A 24,867-nucleotide genomic window follows, 5' to 3' on the forward strand; every position below is an offset into this window, starting at 1 on the left:
ACGACGACGTGGCGGAGGCCACATCCGCGCACACGCCCAGCGCCGGCCCCGCACCGTCGGCCCACCACCACCTGCACCCGCCCGCACCGCCCCTGGAGATGCCCTGTGAAGATCAGAGGTGCCGTCCTCGAAGAGATCGGCCGCCCCCGCCCCTATGCCTCCACTGCTCCGCTGACGATCAGCGAGCTCACCCTGGAGGATCCCGGCCCCACCGAGATCCTGGTCAGGATGGAGGCCGCCGGCGTCTGCCATTCGGACCTCTCCGTGGTCAATGGTCACCGGGAGCGTCCGGTCCCGATGCTGCTCGGCCACGAGGCGGCCGGCATCGTCGAGGCCGTAGGAGCCGACGTCGACGATCTCACCTGCGGTCAACGCGTGGTGATGACCTTCCTGCCCCGCTGTGAGGCGTGTGAGAACTGCGCCGCCGGCGGCCGGCTGCCCTGCTCCCGCGGCTCCGCGGCCAACAACGCCGGAGAGCTGCTGCATGGCCACCGCCGCCTGCACCGTGGGGGTGACACCGTGCACCATCATCTCGGGGTCTCCGGCTTCGCCACTCACGCGGTGGTCGACCGGGCCAGCGTGGTCCCGGTCGGCGACGATGTCCCGCCCCATGTGGCCGCCGTCCTCGGGTGCGCCGTGCTCACCGGCGGCGGCGCTCTGCTCAACGCCGCCCGCCCCGGGCCCCAGGAGAGCGTGATGATCGTCGGGCTCGGCGGCGTCGGGATGGCCGGGCTGATCACCGCACTGGCCGAGGGCTGCCCGCGCGTCATCGGGGTGGACACTGCCGACGACAAGCTGGCCATGGCCACGGACCTCGGCGCTCATGAGGCCTGGACTCCGCAGCAGATCACCGATCAGGGCATCACCGCCCATCACGTCATCGAATGCGCCGGCAACCCGCGGGCCTTCGAGGCCGCTTTCGCCGCCACCGCCCCGGGCGGGCGCACCGTCACCGCAGGTCTGCCGGCACCGACCGCGACCGCCACGATCTCCCCGCTGCGCATCACCGCGGAAGCTCGCACGGTGATCGGCTCCTACCTGGGCTCCTCGGTGCCGAGTCGAGACATCCCCCACTATGAGCAGCTCTGGCGCGAGGGGCGGCTTCCGGTGGACAGGCTCATCACCTCACGCATCCGGCTTGAGGACGTCAACCAGGCGATGGACGACCTCGAGGACGGCCGCGCCGTGCGGCAGATCATCGAGTTCGACGCCGGACCCCTCACGGCGTCCTGACGCCCTGACCATCTCGCCACCTCCACCGACAGGAAGCATGACCATGGCTCAGACGATCCAGAACCTCGGGGACTCTCCGGGAGAGCCGGGCGACGGCGCCCCCTCCTCACCCCATTGGAAGGCCGGCCCCTTCGAGATCCGGCTGCCCTTCGTCCACTACCGGCTCGAATGGCCCGACTACACCCAGGGCCTGCTCATGTGCGCCGTGGACCTGGCGGCCATCCCGATGATGATCACTCTGCTGGGGATGCCCTTCGAAGTGGCGCTCGCGGTGATCCTGCTGAACGGCTTCCTCTACCTCACCCACCACCTCCTCGGAGACCCTGTGGTCCCCGGGTGGATCACACCGGCGATCCCTCTGGTGATGGCCTACTGTATGACATTCCCTGAAGGACCCGAACGCGTCCACGCGCTGATCTCCTTCCAGATCCTGCTGGGCGTCTTCTCCATCCTGCTTGGGGTGACGGGGCTGGCCAAACGCGTGGTGCGCGCCATTCCGCCCGCCATCAAGGCCGGTGTGCTCATGGGCGCCGGCATCGCCGCGGTGCAGACCGTCTTCGGCGAGGAGGGCCAGTTCAACCAGTTCCCGGTGACCATCACCCTCGCCATCGGGCTGGCGTTCTTCCTGCTGTTCTCGCGGCAGTTCCCGGCCTGGCGGGAGCGCAGTCGACTCGCCATGCAGATCGGCAAGCTGGGTGTGCTGCCGGCCATCCTGGTGGCGGTCATCATCGCGCCGTTGGCGGGGGAGGCCCGCTGGTCCGAGATCGAGTGGGGCATCGTGCAGCCCGACTTCGTGACCCTGTGGCGCGAGTACACGGTCTTCGGGCTGGGCCTGCCGCCGCTGATGATGTTCGTGACCGCGATTCCGACGGTGCTTGCCACCTACATCGTGGTCTTCGGCGACACCCTCCAGGCGAACTCCGTGCTCAAGCAGGCCAACAAGGCCCGCCCCGATGAGAACGTGGCGTACAACCCGAACCGTTCGCACATGATCTTCGGCGCACGCAACGCGATCATGGGGGTCATAGGCCCGGACGTGGCGATGTGCGGGCCCTCCTGGTCGGCGATGCTCGTGGTCATCACCGAGCGGTACAAAGAGGGCAAGAAGGCCATGAAGTCCCTCTACGGGGGCGCGGGGTCCTTCCGCTGGGGCACCAATACGGGCCTGCTCCTGCTGCCCATCGTCACTCTGGTGGAGCCGGTGCTCGGCGTCGCGATGGCTCTGACGCTGCTCATCCAGGCATTCGTCAGCGTTCGGATCGGCATCATGGAGGCTCGGAGCCAGCGGGATCTGGGGATCGCCGGAGTGACGGCCGGGGCGCTGGCCCTGCTCGGTGCGGCCTGGGGTCTCGGTGTCGGGATCCTGCTGTGCCTGGTCATCTACGGCCGGGACTTCTTCCGCGGGGAGAACGACGGCACGTTCGCCGAGGAGCAGGACTGAGCCCTGCCCTACTGCGTTGTCTCCGCGGTTTGAGCCCTTCTGAGTCGTGATCCGACGTCAGAAGGGCCCGAACCGCGGAGGCAACATCGTCTGAGAGGCCTCACGCCCAGTGGCGTACGCGGCCTCCGGTGATCACCCCGGCCACCGGGATGTGCGGGAGGTCGGAGGGTGTGACGGCGTACGGATCTTCCCGCAGCACGGTGAAGTCGGCGAACATTCCGGGGCGGATCTCCCCGCTCAGGTGCCCCATTCCCGCGGCATGGGCGGCTCCGGTGGTGAAGCCGGCGATCGCCTCACCCACGCTGAGGCGCTCCTGGGGCTGCCAGCCGCCGTCGGGCCTGCCCTCCGGCCGTTGGCGGGTGACCGCCGCGTGGATCCCGCCCAGCGGCGACGGCGGCTCCACCGGCGCGTCCGAGCCGAAGGCGAGCGTGGCCCCGGCGTCGATCAGCGATCGCCAGGCGTAGGAGGCCATCGGCCGACCACCCATCAGGCGGTCGGCCAGCTCGAAGTCCGCGGTGGCATGCAGCGGCTGCATCGACGGCACCACGCCCAGCGCCGCGAAGCGCCGCACGTCTTCGATCCCGAGATGCTGGGCGTGCTCGATCCGATGCACCAGCGGAGACGACGGCACGACGCCGGAGCTCACCTGGTCCGCCAGCCACTGGTAGGCGTCCAGGACCAGCTCATTGGCGCGGTCGCCGATCGCGTGGGTGGCCACGGCCAATCCGGCGCTCGCGGACCGGACTAGGAGATCGCGCAGTCCGGCCTCCTCGGTCACCGCGACCCCGTGCCCGTGCCCGGAGCCTGCCAGCGGCTCATGCATCAGGCACGTGTGGGATCCCAGGGCTCCGTCGGAGAAGATCTTCACCGGCCCGGTGCGCAGCCAGGCGTCGCCGGAGCCGGTGAAGCGTCCTTCGGCCAGTGCCACATCCAGCTCGGGGGCGAGGATCGCCTTGGTGACCCGCATCCTCAACCGCCCCGTCTCGTGCAGGGCGGCGAATCCGGCGCGGATGTCCTCGCCGTCGAAGTCGTGCACACCGACCAGCCCCTGTGCCCAGAGCTGCCGCTGGGCGTGTTCCAGCTGAGCGGTGAGGTCCCCGGCGGCGCCTGAGGCCAGGATCTGGTCGACCGCTCGCCCCGCGGACTCCCGCAGGATGCCGGTGAGCTGCCCGGTGCAGTCGCGGTCGAAGCTTCCGCCCACCGGGTCCGGCGTGGAGGCGTCCAGCCCCAGGGCTTCCAGGGCGGCGGAGTTGACCCACCAGGTGTGGGCATCGGTGGAGTGCAGAGCGGTGGGGAAGGCGCCGGTGACGGCGTCGAGCGCTCGGCGGTTCGGCACCTGGGGGACCTCCCAGATGTTGTGGTCCCAGGCCTGTCCGAAGATCCACTGTGGCTGTTGCGGCCAGGCGCCCTCGGCCTTGGCGGCCTCCACCCGGTCCCGCAGGTGGGTCGCGACCCGCTGGAGGGCAGTCTCCAGGGAGGTGCAGTCCCGCAGGTTGGCTGAGAACAGCCCTCGTGCGTAGAGGCCGGTGTGGACGTGGGCATCCACGAATCCGGGCAGCACCACTGCGCCCTGCAGGTCGATGACCTCCTCGCCGGCGGCGAGATCGGGATGCAGTCGTGTGGCCTGTCCGACGGCGGCCACGCGTTCGCCGCGGACCAGCACGGCGTCGCCGCGGGCCTCACCGATGCGGGCTGAGGAGATCACTCGGGCGTTCACGAAAAGCGTCACGCGATCACTCTAGCGAGAGTGTGCCGGGGAGCCGGAGGTCGACACCGTCGGCCACTGGATGGTCCGGTCCCCAGGCATGGGCAGGGCGGCGCCGGGGCTCCCGACGCCGCCCGCTCCCGGCTCACGCGGCCGAAAGGCTCGGCACGCGTGAGGTCTGGTGCTCCGGTCCGAGGCTCAGCTCAGACCGGGCCGTCTCTCAACAGGGGTTGCCTGCGGTGACCTCTCCTTCTGAGACCTGCTGCTCGCCGGCGGCGATGCTGTAGTCCTGGTGGTCGTTGTTGTCCCAGGTGCCGACGCCGTCGTTGAAGGCGGCAGTGATGGTGCGGGCGGTGCCGAGGTCGATCTCGGTGTGGGCCCACCCCTCGCAGACCTCGGTCAGTGTCTCGCCCGGCGCCTCGGTCCACTCACCCTCGCCCACCTGGTAGTGGACGTGCGGGGTCTCCCAGTCGGTGGCGTAGAACAGGGACAGCTCGCGCTCTTCCGACGGCGTCGATCCGTCGCCGTCTCCGTCGCCGCTGGCCGGGGTGGCGCCCACGTGCAGAGCCACGGCGGAGTCCGGGCCCACGTGGGCGCTGAAGGTGCCGTCGGCCGCCACGGTCACAGTCTCCCCGGAGCAACCCTCAGAGGTGGCTGCTCCGGTGTAGACGTTGCAGTACTCGCCGGCCGGCAGGGAGGTCTGCCAGGTGTGCTGCACACTGTTCGGTCCGCTGTTGGCCACCAGGAAGCCCTGGTCGCCACGGCCGAAGGCCAGGGCGTGGGAGTCGTTGGTCCACGTGTCGGTCACCGGGGCGTCCCCGACGGCGTTGCGGAACCCGACCATGTTGGCCACCTCGGTTTGGGCGTGGAGGCACGTCCAGTTCTCCTCGCCGCAGACCGCGTCGCGGATCCGACCGTCCTCGTGCTGCACGGGGCCGGCGTCGTAGTCGCTGAACGAGTAGCCGGAGTGCACCGCGGGCATGCCGTACGGCCAGGCCAGTGTGAAGGCCTGGGCCAGGCGGTAGGCGTCCCCGTCCTTGTAGCTCAGGGTCTCGCCGTTGCGTTCGGTGTCGTGGTTGTCCACGAAGGTGCCGGCGTGCTCGTCGGCGATGAAGCCTTCCCAGGTCTCACCGATGCCCTCGCCGGAGAGCAGCCAGTGGATGTCGCCGCCGTCGAAGGCATCCTTGAGCGTGCGGCCCCAGGTGAACTCGTGGACGTCGCCCAGGTGCTGATACTCCTCGGGCTGGATGGGTTCGCCGCCGCCGCGGATGACCTCGGAGACCACATAGACGTCGGTGAGGTCCACATGGTCAAGGATCCCGGTGAGGTCATCGGCGGAGATGTGCTTGACCGCATCGATGCGGAAGCCCTCGACGCCCAGGTCGATGAGGTCCTCGAGGTGCTCGGCGATTCGCGTCTGGACGTAGTCGGAGCTTGTCTTCAGGTCTGCCAGTCCGAGCAGGTCGCATTCCTGGACCTGCCAGCGGTCGGTGTAGTCCTCCACCTCGCAGCCGTGGTTGTGGAAGTCGTCGGGGGAGTAGGTGCCGGGATAGTTCGTGTGGGTGAACTCGCTGCCGGTCCAACCCACGCCCTCGTCCTGTCCCGTCATGTGGTTGATGACGACGTCGGCGATGACCTTCACGCCGGCGTCGTTGCAGGTGGAGACCATGTCCGCGAACTCGTCGCGGGTACCCAGGCGAGATTCGATCTGGTAGCTCACCGGCTGATAGTGGGTCCACCACGGCTCACCGTGGATGTGCTCCTGGGCCGGTGAGGTCTGCACATAGCCGTAACCGGCCGGGCCGAGGGTGTCGCGGCATTCGCGGGCGATGCTGTTCCAGGTCCACTGGAACAGCACGGCCGTAGCCTCCTTGGGCCCATCCGGCTGGTGGGCCCCCGTGCGGAAGTCCGGGAGGCGATCGGTGTGGTGGGCCGAATGCTGTGAGGCGTTCTCCCCGCCGCGGTCACCGACATGCTCGGCCGCCTGGTCGGACGCCGGTTGCCCGCCGTCGAAGGCGGTGGCCGCAGGCATGGTAGCGGGTGCCAGCATGGCACCGGCCAGTCCGAGAGCCCCTGCCGTCCGCACCGCATGTTTCCGCAAGCGCTTCCAAGGTGAGTGCGGCGCAGGCTCCGCCGTACTCTGTGTCGTCGTCATCAGTGCTGTCTCCAAGGTGCTGGCTTCTCAGCCCGCCGGGAATCGGTTGAGAGGCGTCGTCGCCGAGGCTTCGGCGACCGCGTCGAGTCGACGTCTCCTGAGAGAAGATAGCGTGAATGTGACCCAGATCGCAAGGTAAGTGGAAGCGCTTGCAGAAAAGTGGTCGTTCAGTCCAGGCGCCAGTCCGAGATGCCAGTGCGCCAGCCGGTGTCCGGGCCGGGGTCCAGGAACTGCTCGAAGCGCACGTCGTCGTCCAGGTGTCGCTTCAGCCAGGCGATGCTGTATTTCGCGATGGTCGTGTTGGGGATGTTGGGGGCGAAGTGGCTGGCTCCGCGCAGCTCCAGGTAGGCGCGCTGTTCGGCGTTGGCCAGGGACTCGTAGAACGGGATGGAGTGGCTGCGCACCGGGGCGGTGCGGTCGTCCTCGGCCCCGATGATCAGGGTGGGGGCGTCCACGGAGCTCCAGTTCTTCTTCGCATTCCACGGAGTCAGCGGCACCACGGCCTGGATCTCGTCCCTGTCCTCGGCGGCCTGCAGGGCCCCGCCGCCGCCCATCGAATGCCCCATCACGGCCTGGCGATGCTCATCGATGAGAGGGCCGACGACGTCGTCGTCGATGGCGTGGTCCAGCGCGCTCAGCAGCTGGGTGGCGCGCTGGCGCGGCTGGTCATAGCGGGAGTTGGTGTCGAAGGTGACTGCCACGAAGCCGAAGGAGGCCAATCGGGGCCCCAGCCAGGAGATCGAGGATTCTCCGGCGGTGTAGCCGGGGGAGATGGCGACGACGCCGAAGGTCTCGTCAGTGCCGGTCGGGTAGTGCATCGTGCCGCCGCGGAAGCCGTCGGCGCTGAACCGTGAGATGCTGCGCTCTCCGACGCTGTAGCTGCCGCGGGTCTGCTCGATGGAGGAGTCTGTGGGGTCGGGTCCACGGGTGAACCCGGTCTCGGCGTGGGCGGCAGGTGCGGTCAGCCCGAGAAGAGCGGCGATGGCCAGGATCATCATGACTGCGCGTCTCATGACGTGTGTGGATCTCCCTTGCGCTTGCGTCGCCCGGAATGGACGACTAATACGTGATGACTTGGCACGATGTGTGCCAAGTCATCACTGTTCAGCTTGTGTCAGCTGATGTCAAGGGTTCATGCAGTCGGTGCGGAGGAACGGTGTCGACGGCTGGCGGTACCGCCGACAGCCTCGGCTCAGCTCTTCGCCGGACCCATCTCGGCCGCGGGGTCCGTCCACCGTCCCGCCCGGACGCCGCGGTGGTAGATCATGCCGGCGGAGATCGCCACGATGAACAGCACCGCCATGGGGATCAGCACGATGTAGACGCTGCCCGTGGCATACATGACCGGGATGGAGATCGCCGTGATCAGCCCTCCGCCGAAGAACGGCTCGAAGGCCAGCTGCTTGTAGCCGAAGGCCTCCAGCGCGGGGGACTCGTCATCCGGATCGGCCACGCGCAACAGCGCCAGACCGGTGGCGGTCACGCCCATGGACTGGCCGAAGTCGGCGATGCCGCGCTCCAGCCAGAACTCCGGGACGATCCGCGGGGTGAAGTAGAGCAGCATGAAGGTGCAGAACGCGACCCCTGCCACGGAGAGGATCAAGAAGGTCTGCCAGAACTCGGCGATCACCGTCAGCGAGATCGTGGCGAGCGCGGCGACGATCAGGATGTCCAGGGCGAGCCCCTGGATGCGCTTCATCATCTCGTGGTCCAGCAGGCTGGTGTTGCCGGTGCGGTCGAGCACCACCTGGATGATCACTCCACCGATCATGGCCAGCGGGAACAGCGGTACGTAGCCCAGCAGGGTGGTGCCCTCCTCCCCGGGAGCGGTCCACAGCGAGTCGGGCTGGCCCCACAGGGCGTCCTCGATCCATACGATCCCCTCCAGCAGCAGCCAGCCGATGATCACGGCGAGGCCGACGACGGCGACGTGCAGGGTCAGCGGCTCGATGGAGCCGGGGCGGGCCGTCATGCGACCGGCGTAGACGGTCTCGTCATCGGAGTAGAGGCCGCGCAGCTCGGCGGTGGACTGCTCCGAGACCTTCTTCAGCACACGGGTGCGACCCGTGCGCACACCCCAGTTCACCACTGCGACGCCGATGACGATCGCCGAGACCAGGCCGACGGTGGCCATCGCCAGGGCGAGGTCCGCGGCCTCCGGGATGCCCATGTCCTCGAACGCCGGCCGCATGCCGCCGGCGGTGCCGTGACCGCCCTCGAAGGCGATCTCGATCAGCGCCCCCATCATCGGGTCGATGCCGAACAGCGGGGCGAGCACCAACAGGGCGAGGAGGAGCCCGACCACATACTGGCCGGAGCCGTAGGCCACACCGATCGACAGCTGCGGGCCGGCAAGCTTGGCGACGCGCTTGGGAGAGGGGATCCGGGAACCGAGGAAGAGTGTGGCGAAGACCACCGAGATCAGCAGGCCGGGCATCTCGCCCCAGACGTCGAAGATGTCCGCGGTGAACATTCCGCCGTCGGCCAGCCACTCGATGCCCAGCGGCTCCGCGAGCCTCCCGATGACCTCCGGGCCGAGGATCAGTCCGAGGAACCCGGCGATGATGCAGCTGGGAAGCAGGAGCTTCTGGATGAACGGGACCTTCACGCGAAGGTACTTGCCGAGCAGCATGATCGCCGCCAGCAGTACGATCGCGAACCCGATGGACTGGGGACTCATCGTCGTGTCCTCTTCCTCCCGTGTCACGGGTGGTTCGAGCACCGCCGCCGTGGGTCGGTGCGCAGGTGGTCTTCCTCGCAGGGAGACGCCGGGTCGACGACGTAGACTGGGCTCGCCGTCCGCACCGGGCGTGACGGGCAGTCCGCTGTCGCGGCGCATCCCAGGGAGCCCCAGGCCAGCAGTTCTCTGGCCAGGAACGCCTCAGGGTGGTGTGATCCGTATCGCGTGACCTGTCTGACAGGCCCGGGATCCACAGTGTAAGGCGTGAAAGTCGAGTTCGCTATGCCCATCTCATCTCCCGCCGGAGAGTCCTCTGAGCACACCTCTGCAGGTCAGCCCACCGCCGAGGGTTCCGACGTCGCCGGCACCCCCGAGCAGCGCCGCACCACCGTGGTCGGAGACCTCGTGCGCGGCGCGCTCATCGGCACGGTGGAGACCGTTCCCGGAGTCTCGGGCGGCACCGTCGCGCTCGTCGTCGGGATCTACACCCAGTTGATCGAATCCGCCTCGCATGTCGTCTCGGCGGGCCGCAGGCTGATCACCGGGCCCGAGCGGCTGGTCGGCATGCGCCATCACCTCACCGCAGTGCGCTGGAAGCTGGTGATCCCGGTGCTGATCGGCATGGCGCTGGCCGTGTTCACCATCGCCGGCCCCATGGCCGACGCGGTGGAGAACCACCCGGAGGCCACCCGTGCCGCGTTCTTCGGCATGGTGCTGGCCTCCATCGCCGTGCCGCTGCGCATGGCCCTGCACGTCCCCGACGCCCAAGGGACCGGAAAGGGACGCACCTGGAGCCTGCGTGCGCTGAGCTGGCGTCACCTGGCCGCCGGACTGGTGGCCGCAGGGGCCACCTTCTGGCTGGTCTCCGTGCCGCCCGCCGCCGTGGAGGCGACTCCGGTGACCATCGTCCCCGCCGCCGCCGTCGCCGTGTCCGCGCTGCTGCTGCCTGGTCTCTCGGGCTCCTTCCTGCTGCTGACCTTTGGGCTCTACGAACCGACGCTGCGCGCGGTGGAGGAGCGGGACCTGGGCTACCTTGCGCTCTTCGCCGCGGGGATGGTGATCGGGGTGATCGTCCTGGTGAAGCTGCTGCAGTGGCTGCTGGAGCACCGCCACAGGATCACCATGGTGGTCCTGGCCGGGGTGATGCTCGGGGCGCTGCGCACCCTGTGGCCTTGGCAGGACGAGGACCGCGGGCTGCGCGCGGCGTCCGGGGACCTTCTGCCGATCCTCGGGCTGGCGGCGGCCGGGTTCGCGGTGGTCACGGTGCTGGTGATCCTGGATGCCCGGATGGTCGCGAAGCAGGAGCGGCAGGGGCAGGGCGTCTGAGCTGAGCGGACGCCCTCCCCGACCTTCCGCTCACCTCGACTGGGGGCTCTGGGCGCTCTGGGGCCGCGAAGGGCCCGATCGGGGTGCCGGTCGCCCGGTCGCTGAGGACAGCGGAGAGTGATCCACTCCGCGTGAGGCGGGTAAGATGGGCCACAGGTCAACTGAATACGCCATGCCCCCTGCATGGGAGAGCCCGGAGCGCGTCGCCGACAGGCGGGTGCGAACACCGGCGCCGAAGGAGCAACATCCTCCCCAGGAATCTCTCAGGCACCCGTACCGTGCAGGGGTGGCGACTCTGGAAAGCAGGACCCGCTGACAGGCCGCATGTGTGGCCCGTGACGTCGGTGTCCTCACCCACGGTGCAAGCCCGGCCTCCTCGACGGCGACATCTCGCCTGATGCCGGGTCAAACTCTCAGGTTCCCTACAGAGCTCGGGGAGGGACACGAACACGTCCACCCCCTCTGCTTTCCGGAAGGAACCCTCCCCGATGACGAGCAGCACCTCCAGCAGCACCTTCGGTCCCACCACCGACGACGGCGCCCAGCCCGCCTTCTCCGTGCCCGCCGGCTTCGCCTCCCGGCACATCGGCCCCACCTCCGAGGCGGCGGCCACCATGCTGGCAGCTCTGGGTCACGATTCGCTGGCCGAGCTGGTCGACGCCGCCGTCCCCGGCTCCATCCGGCAGTCCGCGCCCCTGGATCTGCCCGCCGCGCTCTCTGAGGCGGAGGCCCTGGAGGCGCTGCGCGGCTATGCCCGCCGCAACACCGTGATGACGCAGATGATCGGGCAGGGCTTCTCCGGTACGCACACCCCGCAGGTGATCCTGCGCAACGTGCTCGAGAACCCCGGCTGGTACACCGCGTACACGCCGTACCAGCCGGAGATCTCCCAGGGCCGGCTGGAGGCGCTGCTGAACTTCCAGACCATGGTCGCCGACCTCACCGGACTGGACATCGCCAACGCCTCACTGCTGGACGAGGCCTCTGCGGTGGCCGAGGCGATCCTGCTCATGCGCCGCGCCAACAAGAAGAAGGCCCAGGGCACCGTAGTGCTCGATGCCGACATCTTCCCGCAGACCCGCCAGGTCGTCGCGGGTCGCGCGAAGGCCGTCGGGATCGACGTGCAGATCGTCGACCTCGCCACCGAGGGTCTGCCGGAGGGTGAGCTGTGCGGCGTGGTGCTGCAGCAGCCGGGGGACTCCGGCGCCGTGGTCGACCACTCGGCACTGATCAGCGAGGCCAAAGAGCGTGGAGCGATGGTCACCGTCGCCGCCGACCTGCTGTCCCTGACGCTGATCACCCCGCCGGGGGAACAGGGTGCGGACATCGCGGTGGGCAGCTCCCAGCGCTTCGGGGTGCCGCTGTTCTTCGGTGGACCGCACGCCGCCTACATGGCGGTGCGCTCAGGGCTGCAGCGGCAGCTTCCCGGGCGTCTGGTGGGGGTTTCCCATGACGCCGAGGGCCGCCCCGCCTACCGGCTCGCTCTGCAGACCCGCGAGCAGCACATCCGCCGCGAGAAGGCCACCTCCAACATCTGCACCGCCCAGGCGCTGCTGGCCGTGGCCGCCTCCATGTACGGCGTCTACCACGGCCCGGAGGGCCTCACGCGCATCGCTGAACGTGTTCACGGCCACGCGTGCGCCCTGGCCGCCGGGCTGAAGGCCGGCCGACGTCGACTGGTCAGCGAGTCCTTCTTCGACACCGTCCAGGTGCGGCTGGACCTCGACGCCGAGGCCGAGCACATCCTGTTCGCCGCCGAGGAGGGCGGGATCAACCTGCGCCGGGTGGACGAGACCACCGTGGGCATCAGCGTGGACGAGACCACGACCGCCGAGCACGTGGACGCGGTGCTGCGGGCCTTCGGTGCCCCGTTTGAAGCCTCGGAAGGCACGCCGGCCGGCTCTGCGGCTGACTCAAGGGACGATCGCACGGCCTTCCCCGAGTCCCTGCGCCGCACCAGCGAGTTCATGACCCATCCGATCTTCCACGAGGTCCGCTCCGAGACCCAGATGATGCGGTATCTGCGAAAGCTCGCCGATCGGGATCTGGCCCTGGACCGCACCATGATTCCGCTGGGCTCGTGCACCATGAAGCTCAACGCCGCCACGGAGATGGAGGCCATCTCCTGGCCGGAGTTCGCCGGCATCCACCCGTACGCGCCGGCCGAGCAGGCCGCCGGCTGGCGGGCGCTCATCGAGGACCTCGAGGCGAAGCTGACCGCTGTGACCGGCTATGCGGCCGTCTCCATCCAGCCCAATGCCGGCTCCCAGGGGGAGTACGCCGGGCTGCTGGCCATCCACCAGTACCACCTGGCCCATGGCGACGCCGACCGGGACATCTGTCTGATTCCGGCCTCCGCCCACGGCACCAACGCCTCGTCGGCCGTGCTGGCCGGCCTGCAGGTCGCCGTGGTCGCCACTGCCGAGGACGGCACCATCGAGATGGCGGACCTGCAGGCCAAGACCGCCCAGTATCCGGACCGTATCGCCGCGATCATGCTCACCTACCCCTCCACCCATGGCGTCTACGAGGCCGAGGTCCGGGAGGTCTGCCGCATCGTCCATGAGGCGGGAGGCCAGGTGTACGTGGACGGCGCCAACCTCAACGCGCTGGTGGGTCTGGCCCAGCCGGGTGAGTTCGGCGGTGACGTCAGCCACCTGAACCTGCACAAGACCTTCTGCATCCCCCATGGGGGCGGGGGCCCCGGCGTCGGTCCGGTGGCCGTGGCCGAACACCTGAAGCCCTTCCTGCCCAGCACCGCAGTGGGCGGCGCGGGGGAGAACGGCGCGGGCACCGACGCCGTCTCCCGTGGGGGTGCTCCGGTGACCTCCACCCCCTACGGCTCGGCTGGGGTGCTGCCCATCTCCTGGGCCTACCTGGCGATGATGGGGGCCGAGGGCCTGACCAGCGCCACCGCTCACGCGCTGCTGGGCGCCAACTACATCGCTCGGCGACTGTCGGGGCACTTCCCCACCCTCTACACGGGCGAGGGCGGGCTGGTGGCCCATGAGTGCATCCTGGACCTGCGCGAGCTCACCAAGCTCTCCGGGATCACGGCTGAGGATGTCTGCAAGCGGCTCATCGATTACGGCTTCCACGCGCCGACACTGGCCTTCCCCGTCAACGGGACCCTGATGGTCGAGCCCACCGAGTCTGAGGATCTGGTTGAGATCGACCGGTTCATCGAGGCGATGATCGCCGTCCGGGCCGAGATCCAACAGGTCATCGATGGCGAGCTGGAGGCTGCGGACTCACCGTTGCGGCACGCACCCCACCCGGCCGCCGTCGTCGCCTCGGATGAGTGGGACCGCGCCTACTCCCGGCAGCAAGGCGCCTTCCCGGTCTCCGGAGTGCTGCAGGACAAGTACTTCCCGCCGGTGAGCCGCATCGACGGCGCCCACGGGGACCGCAACCTGGTGTGCAGCTGCCCGCCGCCGGAGGCCTTCGAGATCCGCTGAGCGCCGAGCCCCCGTTTCCGTACACGCTCCGTACCCGCACAGATCGTCTTCTCGTTGCGGATCGTCTCTGCATCCAGCGACGATCCGCAAGGAAGAGACGATGAACTGATCAGGAGAGCTCCTATGACCGAGACCACCTCACAGCCGGGCCAGACGACGACGTCGACGGCCCCGGACCTGCGCGACACGGCCCTGGCCGCCGAACACGAGGCACTGGGCGCCAGCTTCACCGACTTCGGCGGCTGGCGCATGCCGCTCAAGTACACCTCCGAACTCACCGAGCACCACGCGGTGCGCCAGTCCGCCGGTCTCTTCGACCTCTCCCACATGGGTGAGATCAGGGTGGCGGGCCCCGACGCCGCCGTCTACCTCAACACGGCCCTGGTGGGGAACTTCGCGAAGGTCCGCATCGGCAAGGCCAAGTACTCGCTGATCTGCCGAGAGGACGGCGGAATCCTCGACGATCTGATCGGCTACCGCATCACCGAGGACGAGTACCTCATCGTCCCCAACGCCTCGAACCGGGAGACGGTCTTCGCTGCGATGGAGGAGCGTGCCGCCGGCTTCGACGTCGAGGTCTGGGATGAGTCCGAGGCGATCAGCCTCATCGCCGTCCAGGGGCCCCAGGCCCAGGCCATCGTGTCCTCCCTGGTGCGCATGGACGAGACCACGATCGTGGAGAACCTGCCCTACTACGCGGCGGACACCGTGACCATCGGTGGGGAGGAGATCCTGCTGGCCCGCACCGGCTACACCGGGGAGGACGGCTTCGAGATGTTCCTGCGTGATGACAAGGTCGGTGCCTTGTGGCGGGCCCTGCTCAGCGGCGGCGAGGACTTTGGCCTGACTCCCTGCGGGCTGGCCTGCCGTGATTCGCTGCGTCTGGAGGCCGGCATGCCGCTCTACGGCAACGAGCTCTCCACCGAGCGGACCAGCTTCGAGGCCGGGCTGCCGGTGGTCGCGCTCTCCAAGGAGGAGGACTTCGTGGGCCGTGCCGCTCTGGAGCAGGCCAAGGAGGAGGGTCGCGGGAAGACCACCGGCCAGCGGCTCGTCGGACTGACGGGCCTGGGCCGCCGGGCCGGACGCGGCGGCCACCCGGTGCTCGCCACCGCGGGAGATCGCGCCGGCCAGCCGGTCGGCGAGGTGACCTCCGGTCAGCCCAGCCCCACCCTGGGCCACCCGATCGCCATGGCCTATGTGGACGTGGAGTTCAGCGAGCCCGGCACGCGGCTCGACATCGACGTGCGCGGCAAGGGGCAGCCTTTCGAAGTCGTCCAGCTGCCCTTCTACCGCAGGGAGAGGTGATCTGTCATGGCGATCAGTGTCTTTGATCTGTTCAGTGTGGGGATCGGTCCGTCGTCTTCCCATACGGTGGGGCCGATGCGTGCGGCTCGTCGGTTCGTGGTCGAGGAGCTGACCGCCCTTCTGGAGTCAGCGGAAGGCGGTCCTCTCGCGGAGGTCAGTGTGGACCTCTACGGCTCCCTGGCCGCCACCGGGCAGGGCCACGGCACGTTCGACGCCGTGCTGCTGGGCCTGGAGGGTTGGGATGCTGAGGAGATCCTTCCCGAGCAGGTCGAGGAGCGGCTGGCTGATATGCGGGCCACAGGCACGGTCCGTGTGGCCGAGCAGCTGGGGCGACGTCGTGACATCACGCTGCGTACCGAGGATCTGGTGCTGAGGCCCCTGACCTTCCTGCCGCAGCACAGCAACGGAATGGCCATCACAGCCCTCGACGACGACGGCGGCGTCTTGGTCGAGCAGACCTATTTCTCCATCGGGGGAGGGTTCGTGCTCACCGTGACCGAGGCTGAGGCTGCCTCCCTGGGTGATGCCGTGGAGTCCACCGAGGCGGAGGTTCCCCACCCCTTCACCACGGCGGCCGAGCTCATGGAGCACTGCCGCAGCACCGGCCGGGCTGTCTCTGAGGTGATGATGGCCAATGAGACCGTGATGCGCCCGGAGGAGGAGGTCCGGGCTGGGGTGCTGCACATCTGGCAGGTCATGGAGGAGTGTAAGAACTCCGCGTTGGGCCGCGCCGGGGTGCTGCCGGGTGGGTTGAACGTCCGGCGTCGTGCCCCGGGGTGGCATGCCCGGCTCACGGAGCAGGATCCGGATCGGTCGTATGCGTATTGGCAGGAGTGGGTCAATCTGGTGGCTTTGGCGGTCAATGAGGAGAACGCCTCGGGTGGCCGGGTGGTGACTGCGCCGACCAACGGGGCGGCGGGGATCATTCCGGCGGTGGGGTTCTATGCGACCCATTATGGGCCGGGAGGCAGTTTCATCGCGCCGGAGGATCGTGAAGAGGCGGTGGTGCGGTATTTGCTCACTGCTGCGGCGATTGGGGTGCTGTATAAGGAGCAGGCGTCGATCTCTGGTGCTGAGGTGGGGTGTCAGGGGGAGGTGGGTTCGGCGTCTTCGATGGCGGCTGCTGGGCTTTGTGAGGTCTTGGGTGGGTCTGCGGAGCAGGTGGAGAATGCTGCGGAGATTGCGATGGAGCACAATCTGGGGTTGACCTGTGATCCGATCTCGGGGTTGGTGCAGGTGCCGTGTATTGAGCGGAATGCGATTGCGGCGACTAAGGCGGTCAATGCGGCGCGGATGGCGTTGATGGGGGATGGGCAGCATCGGGTCTCGTTGGATGAGGTGATCGTGACGATGCGTGAGACGGGGGCGGATATGTCCTCGAAGTATAAGGAGACTGCTCAGGGCGGGTTGGCTGTGAACGTCATCGAATGCTGAGGTCGGATCGGTGAGGCGGCCGTACAGTTGGCCCATGAGGCTCTTCCGACGGCGCCGGCACCCGGTGGACCACCTGGACGCGCGCCTGCGCGAAGACACCCCGGAGCTTCTCGTCGTCCTCCTCGTCCACCGTGTCTCACGAGATGAGGCGGTCATCCAGGTGGTGGCTGACGAGCAGTCCGCGCAGGAGGTCGCGGCTACCGCCGAGGGGGATCCCGCGTGGTCCGTGGAGTGGCAGGCGGTGCCGGTCCTGGACGCCCACGGCGGGGAGCTCGTGCCCGGTGTGACGGTGCACCTGGTCAGCGACGACGGGCCCGCAGACGACGCCCCACAGGATGTCTCACCGGTGCCACGGGCGGCCTTCGTGTCCCGGGAGGAGGCCGAGGCCTTCGCCGAACAGGAGCGTCACGCCGACGTCGGAACGGGTGTCTCGCGGATCCTCACGCTGGTGATCGGCGCATCGATCAGCCCTGAGTCCGGCGGTATCGCTCATAGACCACGCGATTGCCGAAGACGCGGCTCTCCATGAGCTCCAGTGGCACGGCCTCCGGCACCGGTGGCAACAGCGGGGTCCCGCCGCCGACGATGATCGGGTATCGGAAGATCTGGAACTGATCGACCAGCCCGGCCTCGACGGCCTGACCCGCCAGAGTGGCGCCGCCGATCTCCACGTCCTTCTCCGTGGAGTCGAGCACCGCGGGGATCTCTTCCGTCAGCGGGCGATCAGCCAGCCGGGCATTGCCCTCGACCCGGTCCAGGGTGCGGCTGAAGACGATCTTCGGCAGGGCTACCCACGCGTCTGCGAAGGCGCTGAAGAGCTCGCCGTGCCGCATCGCCGGGTCGCTCTCCCAGGGAAGCATCGTCTCGTAGAGGCGCCGGCCGCACAGGCAGGCGCCGAGCTCGCGCACAGTGTCCAGGTGGAAGCGGAACTGCTCGTCATCCGGCATCGTCCAGTCGAACGCCCCGGTACGGTCGGCGATGAAGCCGTCCACTGAAGTGCCCATAGAGATCGTCAGCATGGTCGTCGAGTCCCTTCCTGCGTGGTGCACCGGCACGACCGGCGATCGGGACCGCCACCCTACGGCGGCGGACGCGCCGGTGGCGAGGCTCGACGCCCCAGGGATGCTCAGGCGAAGGCGGACACCCCCGTCAGGTCACGGCCGATGATCAGGCTCTGCACGGACTCGGTGCCCTCATAGGTGTGGATCGCCTCGATGTCGGCCATGTGCCGGGCCACCTTGTTCTTCAGCAGGATCCCGTTGCCGCCGAGCATGTCGCGTGCCACCTGAGCGATCGCCCGGGCCTTGCGGGTGTTGTGGTACTTGGCCATCGAAGCCTGCGGGCCGGAGAGTCGGCCCGCGGCGTCGAGCTCGGTCACCTTCCGCACGTGGAGCTGCATGGACGTCAGCTCAGAGGTCATCCAGGTCAGCCGCTCCTGGACCTGCTGGAAGCCGGCCAGCGGCTTGCTGAACTGATGACGCTGCGTGGAGTAGCTCAGCGCAGCCTCGACGACGGCGGCCGCGTGCCCGACGGCCGACCAGGCCACACCCAGGCGAGTCGCGAAGAGCACTTTGGAGGTGTCCTTGAAGGTGTGCGAGCCGGGCAGCACCGCGTTTGCGGGCAGCTCCACGTCCCGGTACTCGATGACGGCCTGATGGATGGCGCGCAGGGAGGCCTTGCCCTCGATCACTTCGGCACGGTAGCCGCGAGTCTCCTGGTCCACCAGGAAGCATCTGACCTGGCCGTCATGCGAGCCCCCGGCGACCCGCGCCCAGGTGAAGGTGATGCCGCCGGAGGCTCCATTGCCGATCCACTTCTTGGCCCCGTTGAGCACGTAGTGGCCGCTGGACTCGTCACCGACCAGCTGGGCGGTGGTCTCCAGGGACACCGAGTCTGAGCCGTGGGTCGGCTCGGTCAGCGCGAAGGACCCCAACGTGCGAGCGGTGGCCAGGTCTGCCAGGTGCTGCTCCTTCTGTTCCGGCGAGCCGAACATCGCCAGGGTGCGCAGTGCGAGGCCGCCCTGGACCGCCAGCGCAGTGCCCAGAGACCCGTCGGTGCGGGAGGTCTCCATGTTGACCAGTCCGGCGGCCAAGGGGGAGAGGGTGTGGAGGTTCGCCTCCAGGCCGTCGACCTCGACGCCGTCGGTCAGCAGACCCTGGGCTCCGGCTCGGCGGACCAGGTCCACCGGATACTCGCCCTTCTCCCAGTGCCCGGTCATGCGTTCCTCCAGCTCGGCGGAGAAGTCCCGTGCCCGGGTCCACCACGCGCGGTCCGCGTCGGGGACGTCAGCGAAGACGCCGTAGTAGTCCAGATCCAGCGGTGTGGTGACGTCGTAGTCCGGGTCGATCTCGTCTCGCATGGCGACCTCCAGCATCAGTTCGGGGCATGTGCGCTGCCCCACATGTTACCCGAGGGTCACTCAGCGTGCGACGCGGACCTCGGCCGGGGTCGAGTGGTCGCACTGTGTCACGCCGGGGAGATCTGCACCACATTCGATGTCTGGTGTCACGGGCCGATCTATCGCCTGGGGGGGCGTCCCGGGTGACAGGGGATCGGCCCGATGACAGGGCTGATGCGATTCAGGTGACGGCGGGGAGGGAAGGGTGTCGTGGAGTCTGGGCTTCCCTCTTCCAGGTTCCTCGCAGGATTACAGCACTTGAATGTAGCGTAATTGAAGTTATGCTCCCCTAACATGACAGCTTCACACGATGTCCTTCCTGATCAGCTTCCCTTCCTGCGCGGCGAGTCCAGCGCCGCCTACGACGCCCTGATGGCTGATGTCAGCTCACGGATCGCCCAGCGACTGGCCTCGTCCGAGGCGCCGTCCACCAACACTCCACAGCGCGAGTTGGCCGAACGCGCCGCACATCTCGACCTGGACGGCCCCGGCATCGGGGGTCAGGCCCTGCTGGAAGAGCTCGACGAGCTCTTCCTCGCCGAGGCGGTCTGGTACCACCACCCCGCCTACCTGTCTCACCTGAACTGCCCGGTGGACCTGAACGCCGTGGCCGCCGAGAGTGTCCTGGCGGCGGTCAACACCTCCGTGGACACCTACGACCAGTCGCGCATCGGCACGTTCATCGAGCGGCGGATCGTCAGTTGGATGACCGACCGCATCGGGTTCGCCCGCGGCGACGGGGTCTTCACCTCCGGCGGCACCCAGTCCAACCTGCAGGCCCTCTTCCTGGCCCGCGAGGCCGCGCTGACCGGCACGTCGGGACCCTCCCGCTCGGTGCGGCAGCAGCAGCTCGTCATCCTCACCAGTCCGCAGAGTCATTTCAGCATCGCCAAGGCGGCACTGATCCTGGGCCTGCGCGACGACGCCGTGATCACCGTGGCCACCGACCAGGCGGGCCGCATGGACCCGGCCGCGCTCCGCCGCGCGCTCCAGGATGTCGCCGGGGACGGCCGGGTGCCCATGGCTGTGGCCGCCACCGCGGGCACCACAGATCGGGGGGTCATCGACCCGCTGGAGCAGTTGGCCGAGATCTGCCGCGGGCAACGGGTCTGGCTCCACGTGGACGCCGCCTATGGCTGCGGGCTGCTCGCCTCTGCCCGGCACCGCCACAGGCTGGCCGGCATCGAGGCGGCACGCAGCGTGACCCTGGACTTCCACAAGGCCTGGTTCCAGCCCGTCTCCTCCTCCGCCCTGGTGGTCCGCGACGCCGCCGACCTGGGCCGTGGGGCCTGGCACGCCGACTATCTGAACCCCGCAGACGGTGGGGAGCCCAACCAGGTGGACAAGTCACTGCAGACCACCCGGCGCTTCGACGCGCTGAAGCTCTACGCGACGCTCCGGGGTGCTGGGCCCGACGCCGTCGGGCGCGCCTGGGATGCCCTGCTGGAGCTCACCGGGGAGGTGCGCCGCCACGTGGAGGACCACCCGGAGCTGGACCTGCTCGCCACCAGCGATCTCACCACGGTGCTGTTCCGCTGGCAGCCGCCGGGAGTGAGCGAGCAGGACGCCGACGCTCTCGTCTCTCTGGCGCGCCAGGTGCTCCAGGAGTCCGGGCGCGTGATGGTCGCCAGAACAGTCCTCGACTCACGGCCGTGCATGAAGCTCACGCTGCTGGACCCCGAGACGACCGTGGAGCAGGTCGCCGAGAGCCTTGAGGAGGTCTGCGCCTGTGCCCGCATCCTCCATCGGCACCGAGCCGGAGCGCCGGCCAGCCTCGCCGAGGAGGTGGCATCGTGAGCACCGCACGCCCCACGCCCGGGAGCACGGCGTCCGAGACTGTGCATGACGTCGTGGGGGTCGGGATCGGCCCCTTCAATCTGGGAATGGCCTGCCTGGCCCACCCGCTGGACGACGTCGACGCCGTCTTCCTCGATGCCCGGGACGGCTTCACCTGGCATCACGGGATGATGCTGCCGGAGGCCACGATCCAGGTGCCATTCCTGGCGGATCTGGTGACTATGGCTGATCCCACCTCCGAGTTCTCCTTCCTGAACTGGCTCAAGGAGACGGGACGTCTCTATCCCTTCTACATCCGGGAGGACTTCCACCCGCTGCGCAGCGAGTACGACGCCTACTGCCGCTGGGCCGCCGAGCAGCTGCCCACACTGCGCTGGGGGCGTCAGGTGGAGTCGGTGGAGCACGACGCCGTCAGCGACACCTTCGTGGTCACCGCAGTCACCGCCGAGGGGGTCGAGGTCCACCGGGGCCGAAACGTGGTGATGGGCATCGGCACCGCCCCTCAGGTGCCGGCGCTCCTGCGTGAGGATGTCGCCGACTCGCCACAGGCCACGCACTCCGCTGACTATCTGCACCGTCGCGAGGAGATCCTGTCCTCCGGCTCGGCCACCGTGGTCGGCAGCGGCCAGTCCGCGGCGGAGATCTTCCTGGACCTGCTCGAGGCCCACCGCGACCACGGACTGCGCCTGGACTGGATCACCCGGTCACCCCGGTTCTTCTCCATGGAGGACACCCGGCTGACCCTGGAGATGACCTCCCCTGAGTACACCGACCATTTCCACGGGCTTCCCGAGCAGACGCGGGACCGACTCACCCGGGAGCAGCGTGGCCTCTACAAGGGAATCAGCACCGCCACCATCGACCGCATCCATGACGCCCTCTACCGGCTGAGCGCCCACCAGCCGCTCGACGTCGGGATGCTCACCGACACGGAGGTCACGGCAGCGCCCTGGGACGCCGCCTCCGGGACCCACCGGCTGCGGCTGCAGCACCGGCAGCTGGGGGAGCAGGCCGAACACCGGACCGAACACCTGATCCTGGCCACCGGCTACGAGCCCCGAGAGCCGGCCTTCCTGGCTCCGGTGGAGCATCTGATCCACCGCGACTCGGCAGGACGGCTGGCCGTCGGGCGGGACTACCGCATCGACACCCTGGGCGGACGGATCTTCGTGCAGAACGCCGAAGAGCACACCCACGGACTCACCGCCCCCGACTTGGGCATGGGCGCCTGGCGCAACGCCTCGATCCTCGCCTCCCTCACCGGCGAGGAGATCTACCCGCTGGAGCGGCGCATCGCCTTCCAGCAGTTCGGACTCCCCACCACCGCGGAGGTGCCACGATGACACTGACCACCCAGACCACCACTGACACCCAGACCACCACGGACGCCGCACAGATCACTGCTGAAGGATCCGCCGGGCCGACCGGCAGAGACGCCTGGCTGCGATTCCGTCCCGCCGACCCCGCGCTCGACGCCGAGTACGTCCACCGCTGGCTGACCGACCCCGGCGCCCATCACTGGCAGATGGGGCACCTGAGCCTCGAGCAGGTCCGGGACTACCTGGAGGGGATCGCCGCCGACGACGCCCAGGACGCATGGCTGGGGGAGGAGAGCCTCGACGCCGTCCCCGGGGAGGAGCCCGGTCCCGCCGATCCGACGAGGCGGCCGCTGGTGTACGTGGAGACCTACGATCCCGCGCGTATCGTGCTCGCCGACGTCCATCACGTCGAGCCCGGGGACCGAGGCATGCATCTGCTCACCGCCCCCGCCCCGGCCGACCGCACCCGGCGTCGTCACGGACTGACCAGTGCCGTGATGCGTGCCGTGGTCGCCCACTGCCGGGCACTGGGGGCGCACCGGATCGTCGTCGAGCCGGACGTGGAGAACCACGCGGTGCGCCGGAAAAACCGCGAGGTCGGCTTCGAGGAGCTGCGTGCCGTCGAGCTGCCGGACAAGCGCGCCATGCTCAGCGTCCTGGGCCCGAGGACCCGCCCGGAGCCGAACGTCGAGCTGGACGAGACCCTGCGCCCGGACTCGGAGGCTCCGCATCTGCGCCCGGAGCATATGGTGCAGGCGCAGCGACATCTGGTGGCCAAGGCGTTGGCCGAGTTCAGCCACGAGAAGCTCATCACCCCGGTCCCGGACGAGTCCCGGGCCCAGGCGGCCTCTCATCAGTCGGCCATCCCTGATGGCGACACCGGGGGGATCCGCGCCTGGCGCCTGGAGATCCCCGGCGCCAGCGTGCATCGCTTCCGTGCCCGCCGCCTGCGTCTGGACCACTGGGTGATCGAGGAGGAGAGCATCCTGCGCCACGATCCCGTCGAGGGACACCAGCTCCCGCTGGACGCTCAGGAGCTCGTGGTCGAGCTCCAGGACCGCCTCGGCATTCCTGATGCGCTGCTGGGCACCTACCTGGAGGAGGTCTCCTCCACTCTCTCCAGCGCGGCCTATAAGCACCAGCGCGGCGGTCCCTCGGCCGCTCAGCTGGCCCGCGGCAGAAGAGACCTCGACGCGGCCGCAGACTTCCAGCAGACCGAAGCCGCCATGACCGAGGGGCATCCCTGCTTCGTGGCCACCAACGGGCGCATCGGCTTCAGCCTGGATGACCTGCGCGCCTACGCTCCGGAGTCGGGAGGGCGATTCCGCTACCTGTGGCTGGCCGCGCGCCGGGCCCATGCCCGCCTGGAGCTGAGCGCCGGTCGCAGCGAGGCGCAGCACTGGGAGGACGAGCTCGGCACCGAGGCCCTGAGCCGCCTGCATGCCCGCCTGGACGCGCTGGGCCTGGACCCGACGGAGTACGCGCTCCTGCCGGTCCATCCCTGGCAGTTCCAGCACCGGATCGCGGTGAGCTTCGCCCCGGACATCGCCCGACGGGACCTGGTGGTGCTGGGGGAGGGCCCCGGGGCGTGGCAGCCTCAGCAGTCCATCCGCACGGCCTTCGACGTCGAGCACCCCGGCCGCTCCTACATCAAGACGGCATTGTCCATCCAGAACATGGGCTTCCTGCGTGGCCTCTCTCCGGCCTACATGCGGGCCACGCCGGCGATCAATGACTGGGTCGCCACCGAGGTCCGCACGGACGCCCGACTGGCGGCCCTGGGCTTCGACGTGCTGCGCGAGCACGCCTCCATCGGCTACACCGGGGACGCCTACCACCGAGCCTCCAGCTCCTCGGACCAGCAGAAGATGCTGGCCGCCCTGTGGCGCGAGAGCCCCTTCGCCCGGCTGGGCGAACAGCGGGGGCAGCCGATGGGCCAGGACGACCGGGCGGGTTCCGGGGAGCGGCTGATGACCATGGCCGCGCTGCTCCATCGTGACGCCCGCGGCGCCTCCGTGGCCGCGGCGCTCATCGGCGGCTCCGGACTGGAGGCGCACCGCTGGCTGGCGGAGTATCTGCGCGCCTACCTGCTGCCGATCATCCACTGCCTGGAGGTCCACGAGCTGGCGTTCATGCCGCATGGGGAGAACATCATCCTGCGGCTGCGCGATGCGCGTGTGACCGGTGTCTTCATGAAGGACATCGGGGAGGAGGCCGCCGTCATCGGGCCTCGCGACCTTGATGCGGAGATCTCCAGGATGCGTCATGTGATCGACGACGACGAAGCCGCCCAGCTGATCTTCACCGACGTCTTCGGCGGGGTGCTGCGCCATCTGGCGGGGATCCTGCACACCGACGGCGTGCTGGACGAGTCCACCTTCTGGGCCACCGTCGGTGCGGTCGTGGCCGAGCAGGAGGAGGCGGGGGAGGCCGAGGACGTGCGCCGCCGTCGTCGGCTGGACCTGCGGGTGCGGCGCTACGCGCAGTCCTGTCTGAACCGGCTGCAGCTGCGCAACACCCGCCAGATGGTGGACCTGTCCGACGCCTCGGGCTCGCTCATCTACTCCGGCGAGCTGGAGAACCCGATCGGCCGGTGACGGGGAGCTGCGTTGCGGG

At 69.0% G+C, this 24,867-nt stretch carries 16 protein-coding genes and 1 riboswitch; of the genes, 10 read left to right on the forward strand and 6 right to left on the reverse strand.

The window, feature by feature from the left end:
• Window positions 1-105: 105 nt before the first annotated feature.
• Window positions 106-1,233, forward strand: coding sequence for an alcohol dehydrogenase catalytic domain-containing protein (locus HNR09_RS10895; protein ID WP_179542055.1), 1,128 nt, complete (start codon window positions 106-108; stop codon window positions 1,231-1,233).
• Between the two features lie 43 nt (window positions 1,234-1,276).
• Entirely contained in the window at window positions 1,277-2,674 is a 1,398-nt protein-coding gene (locus HNR09_RS10900; RefSeq protein ID WP_179542056.1) for a permease family protein, read from the forward strand.
• Window positions 2,675-2,774: 100 nt separating this feature from the next.
• On the opposite strand, the gene HNR09_RS10905 is transcribed toward HNR09_RS10900, so the two are convergent.
• The 4 genes from HNR09_RS10905 to HNR09_RS10920 all read right to left on the reverse strand — a co-directional run bounded on the left by HNR09_RS10905 (window position 2,775) and on the right by HNR09_RS10920 (window position 9,214).
• The gene (locus HNR09_RS10905; protein WP_179542057.1) at window positions 2,775-4,403 is read right to left on the reverse strand and encodes an amidohydrolase family protein; all 1,629 of its coding nucleotides are present in this window, start codon (window positions 4,401-4,403) and stop codon (window positions 2,775-2,777) included.
• A 196-nt stretch (window positions 4,404-4,599) separates the two neighbouring features.
• On the reverse strand, window positions 4,600-6,429 hold the full coding sequence (locus HNR09_RS10910; protein WP_179542058.1) for a carbohydrate binding domain-containing protein: 1,830 nt from the start codon (window positions 6,427-6,429) through the stop codon (window positions 4,600-4,602).
• 272 nt (window positions 6,430-6,701) lie between these two features.
• Window positions 6,702-7,547, reverse strand: a complete 846-nt coding sequence (locus HNR09_RS10915; RefSeq protein WP_179542059.1) for an alpha/beta hydrolase family protein — start codon at window positions 7,545-7,547, stop codon at window positions 6,702-6,704.
• Window positions 7,548-7,726: 179 nt separating this feature from the next.
• Window positions 7,727-9,214: a sodium/glutamate symporter gene (locus tag HNR09_RS10920; protein ID WP_179542060.1), complete on the reverse strand. Its 1,488-nt coding sequence runs from the start codon at window positions 9,212-9,214 to the stop codon at window positions 7,727-7,729.
• Between the two features lie 282 nt (window positions 9,215-9,496).
• On the opposite strand from HNR09_RS10920, the gene HNR09_RS10925 reads away from it, so the two are divergent.
• From HNR09_RS10925 to HNR09_RS10945, 5 genes are all read left to right on the forward strand, one after another.
• Complete coding sequence (locus HNR09_RS10925) at window positions 9,497-10,540, forward strand: DUF368 domain-containing protein (RefSeq protein WP_179542061.1); 1,044 nt, start codon at window positions 9,497-9,499, stop codon at window positions 10,538-10,540.
• Window positions 10,541-10,714: 174 nt separating this feature from the next.
• Window positions 10,715-10,829: riboswitch (glycine riboswitch) on the forward strand.
• Between the two features lie 199 nt (window positions 10,830-11,028).
• The gene (gene gcvP, locus HNR09_RS10930; RefSeq protein ID WP_179542062.1) at window positions 11,029-13,998 is read left to right on the forward strand and encodes an aminomethyl-transferring glycine dehydrogenase; all 2,970 of its coding nucleotides are present in this window, start codon (window positions 11,029-11,031) and stop codon (window positions 13,996-13,998) included.
• A 123-nt stretch (window positions 13,999-14,121) separates the two neighbouring features.
• Entirely contained in the window at window positions 14,122-15,303 is a 1,182-nt protein-coding gene (gene gcvT, locus HNR09_RS10935; protein ID WP_179542063.1) for a glycine cleavage system aminomethyltransferase GcvT, read from the forward strand.
• 6 nt (window positions 15,304-15,309) lie between these two features.
• Window positions 15,310-16,737, forward strand: a complete 1,428-nt coding sequence (locus HNR09_RS10940) for an L-serine ammonia-lyase (protein ID WP_179542064.1) — start codon at window positions 15,310-15,312, stop codon at window positions 16,735-16,737.
• A gap of 34 nt (window positions 16,738-16,771) precedes the next feature.
• Complete coding sequence (locus tag HNR09_RS10945) at window positions 16,772-17,266, forward strand: hypothetical protein (protein WP_179542065.1); 495 nt, start codon at window positions 16,772-16,774, stop codon at window positions 17,264-17,266.
• Here HNR09_RS10945 and HNR09_RS10950 read toward each other — a convergent pair.
• Window positions 17,202-17,756: a dihydrofolate reductase family protein gene (locus HNR09_RS10950; protein WP_179542066.1), complete on the reverse strand. Its 555-nt coding sequence runs from the start codon at window positions 17,754-17,756 to the stop codon at window positions 17,202-17,204. The genes HNR09_RS10945 and HNR09_RS10950 overlap by 65 nt on opposite strands.
• A gap of 107 nt (window positions 17,757-17,863) precedes the next feature.
• Complete coding sequence (locus tag HNR09_RS10955) at window positions 17,864-19,096, reverse strand: acyl-CoA dehydrogenase family protein (protein WP_179542067.1); 1,233 nt, start codon at window positions 19,094-19,096, stop codon at window positions 17,864-17,866.
• A 333-nt stretch (window positions 19,097-19,429) separates the two neighbouring features.
• Here HNR09_RS10955 and HNR09_RS10960 point away from each other — a divergent pair, with 333 nt between their 5' ends.
• From HNR09_RS10960 to HNR09_RS10970, 3 genes are read left to right on the forward strand one after another with little or no spacing between them, the layout of a single operon-like run.
• Complete coding sequence (locus HNR09_RS10960) at window positions 19,430-20,932, forward strand: pyridoxal phosphate-dependent decarboxylase family protein (protein WP_179542068.1); 1,503 nt, start codon at window positions 19,430-19,432, stop codon at window positions 20,930-20,932.
• On the forward strand, window positions 20,929-22,275 hold the full coding sequence (locus HNR09_RS10965) for a lysine N(6)-hydroxylase/L-ornithine N(5)-oxygenase family protein (RefSeq protein WP_343047520.1): 1,347 nt from the start codon (window positions 20,929-20,931) through the stop codon (window positions 22,273-22,275). Before HNR09_RS10960 ends, HNR09_RS10965 begins: the two co-directional genes overlap by 4 nt.
• Window positions 22,272-24,848 carry a GNAT family N-acetyltransferase gene (locus HNR09_RS10970; protein ID WP_179542069.1) on the forward strand — a complete coding sequence of 859 codons (2,577 nt, stop codon included), beginning with the start codon at window positions 22,272-22,274 and terminating at the stop codon, window positions 24,846-24,848. The genes HNR09_RS10965 and HNR09_RS10970 overlap by 4 nt, the downstream gene beginning before the upstream one ends.
• Window positions 24,849-24,867: the final 19 nt, after the last annotated feature.

The sequence above is a fragment of the Nesterenkonia xinjiangensis genome, assembly GCF_013410745.1.
Classification (GTDB): Bacteria; Actinomycetota; Actinomycetes; order Actinomycetales; family Micrococcaceae; genus Nesterenkonia; species Nesterenkonia xinjiangensis.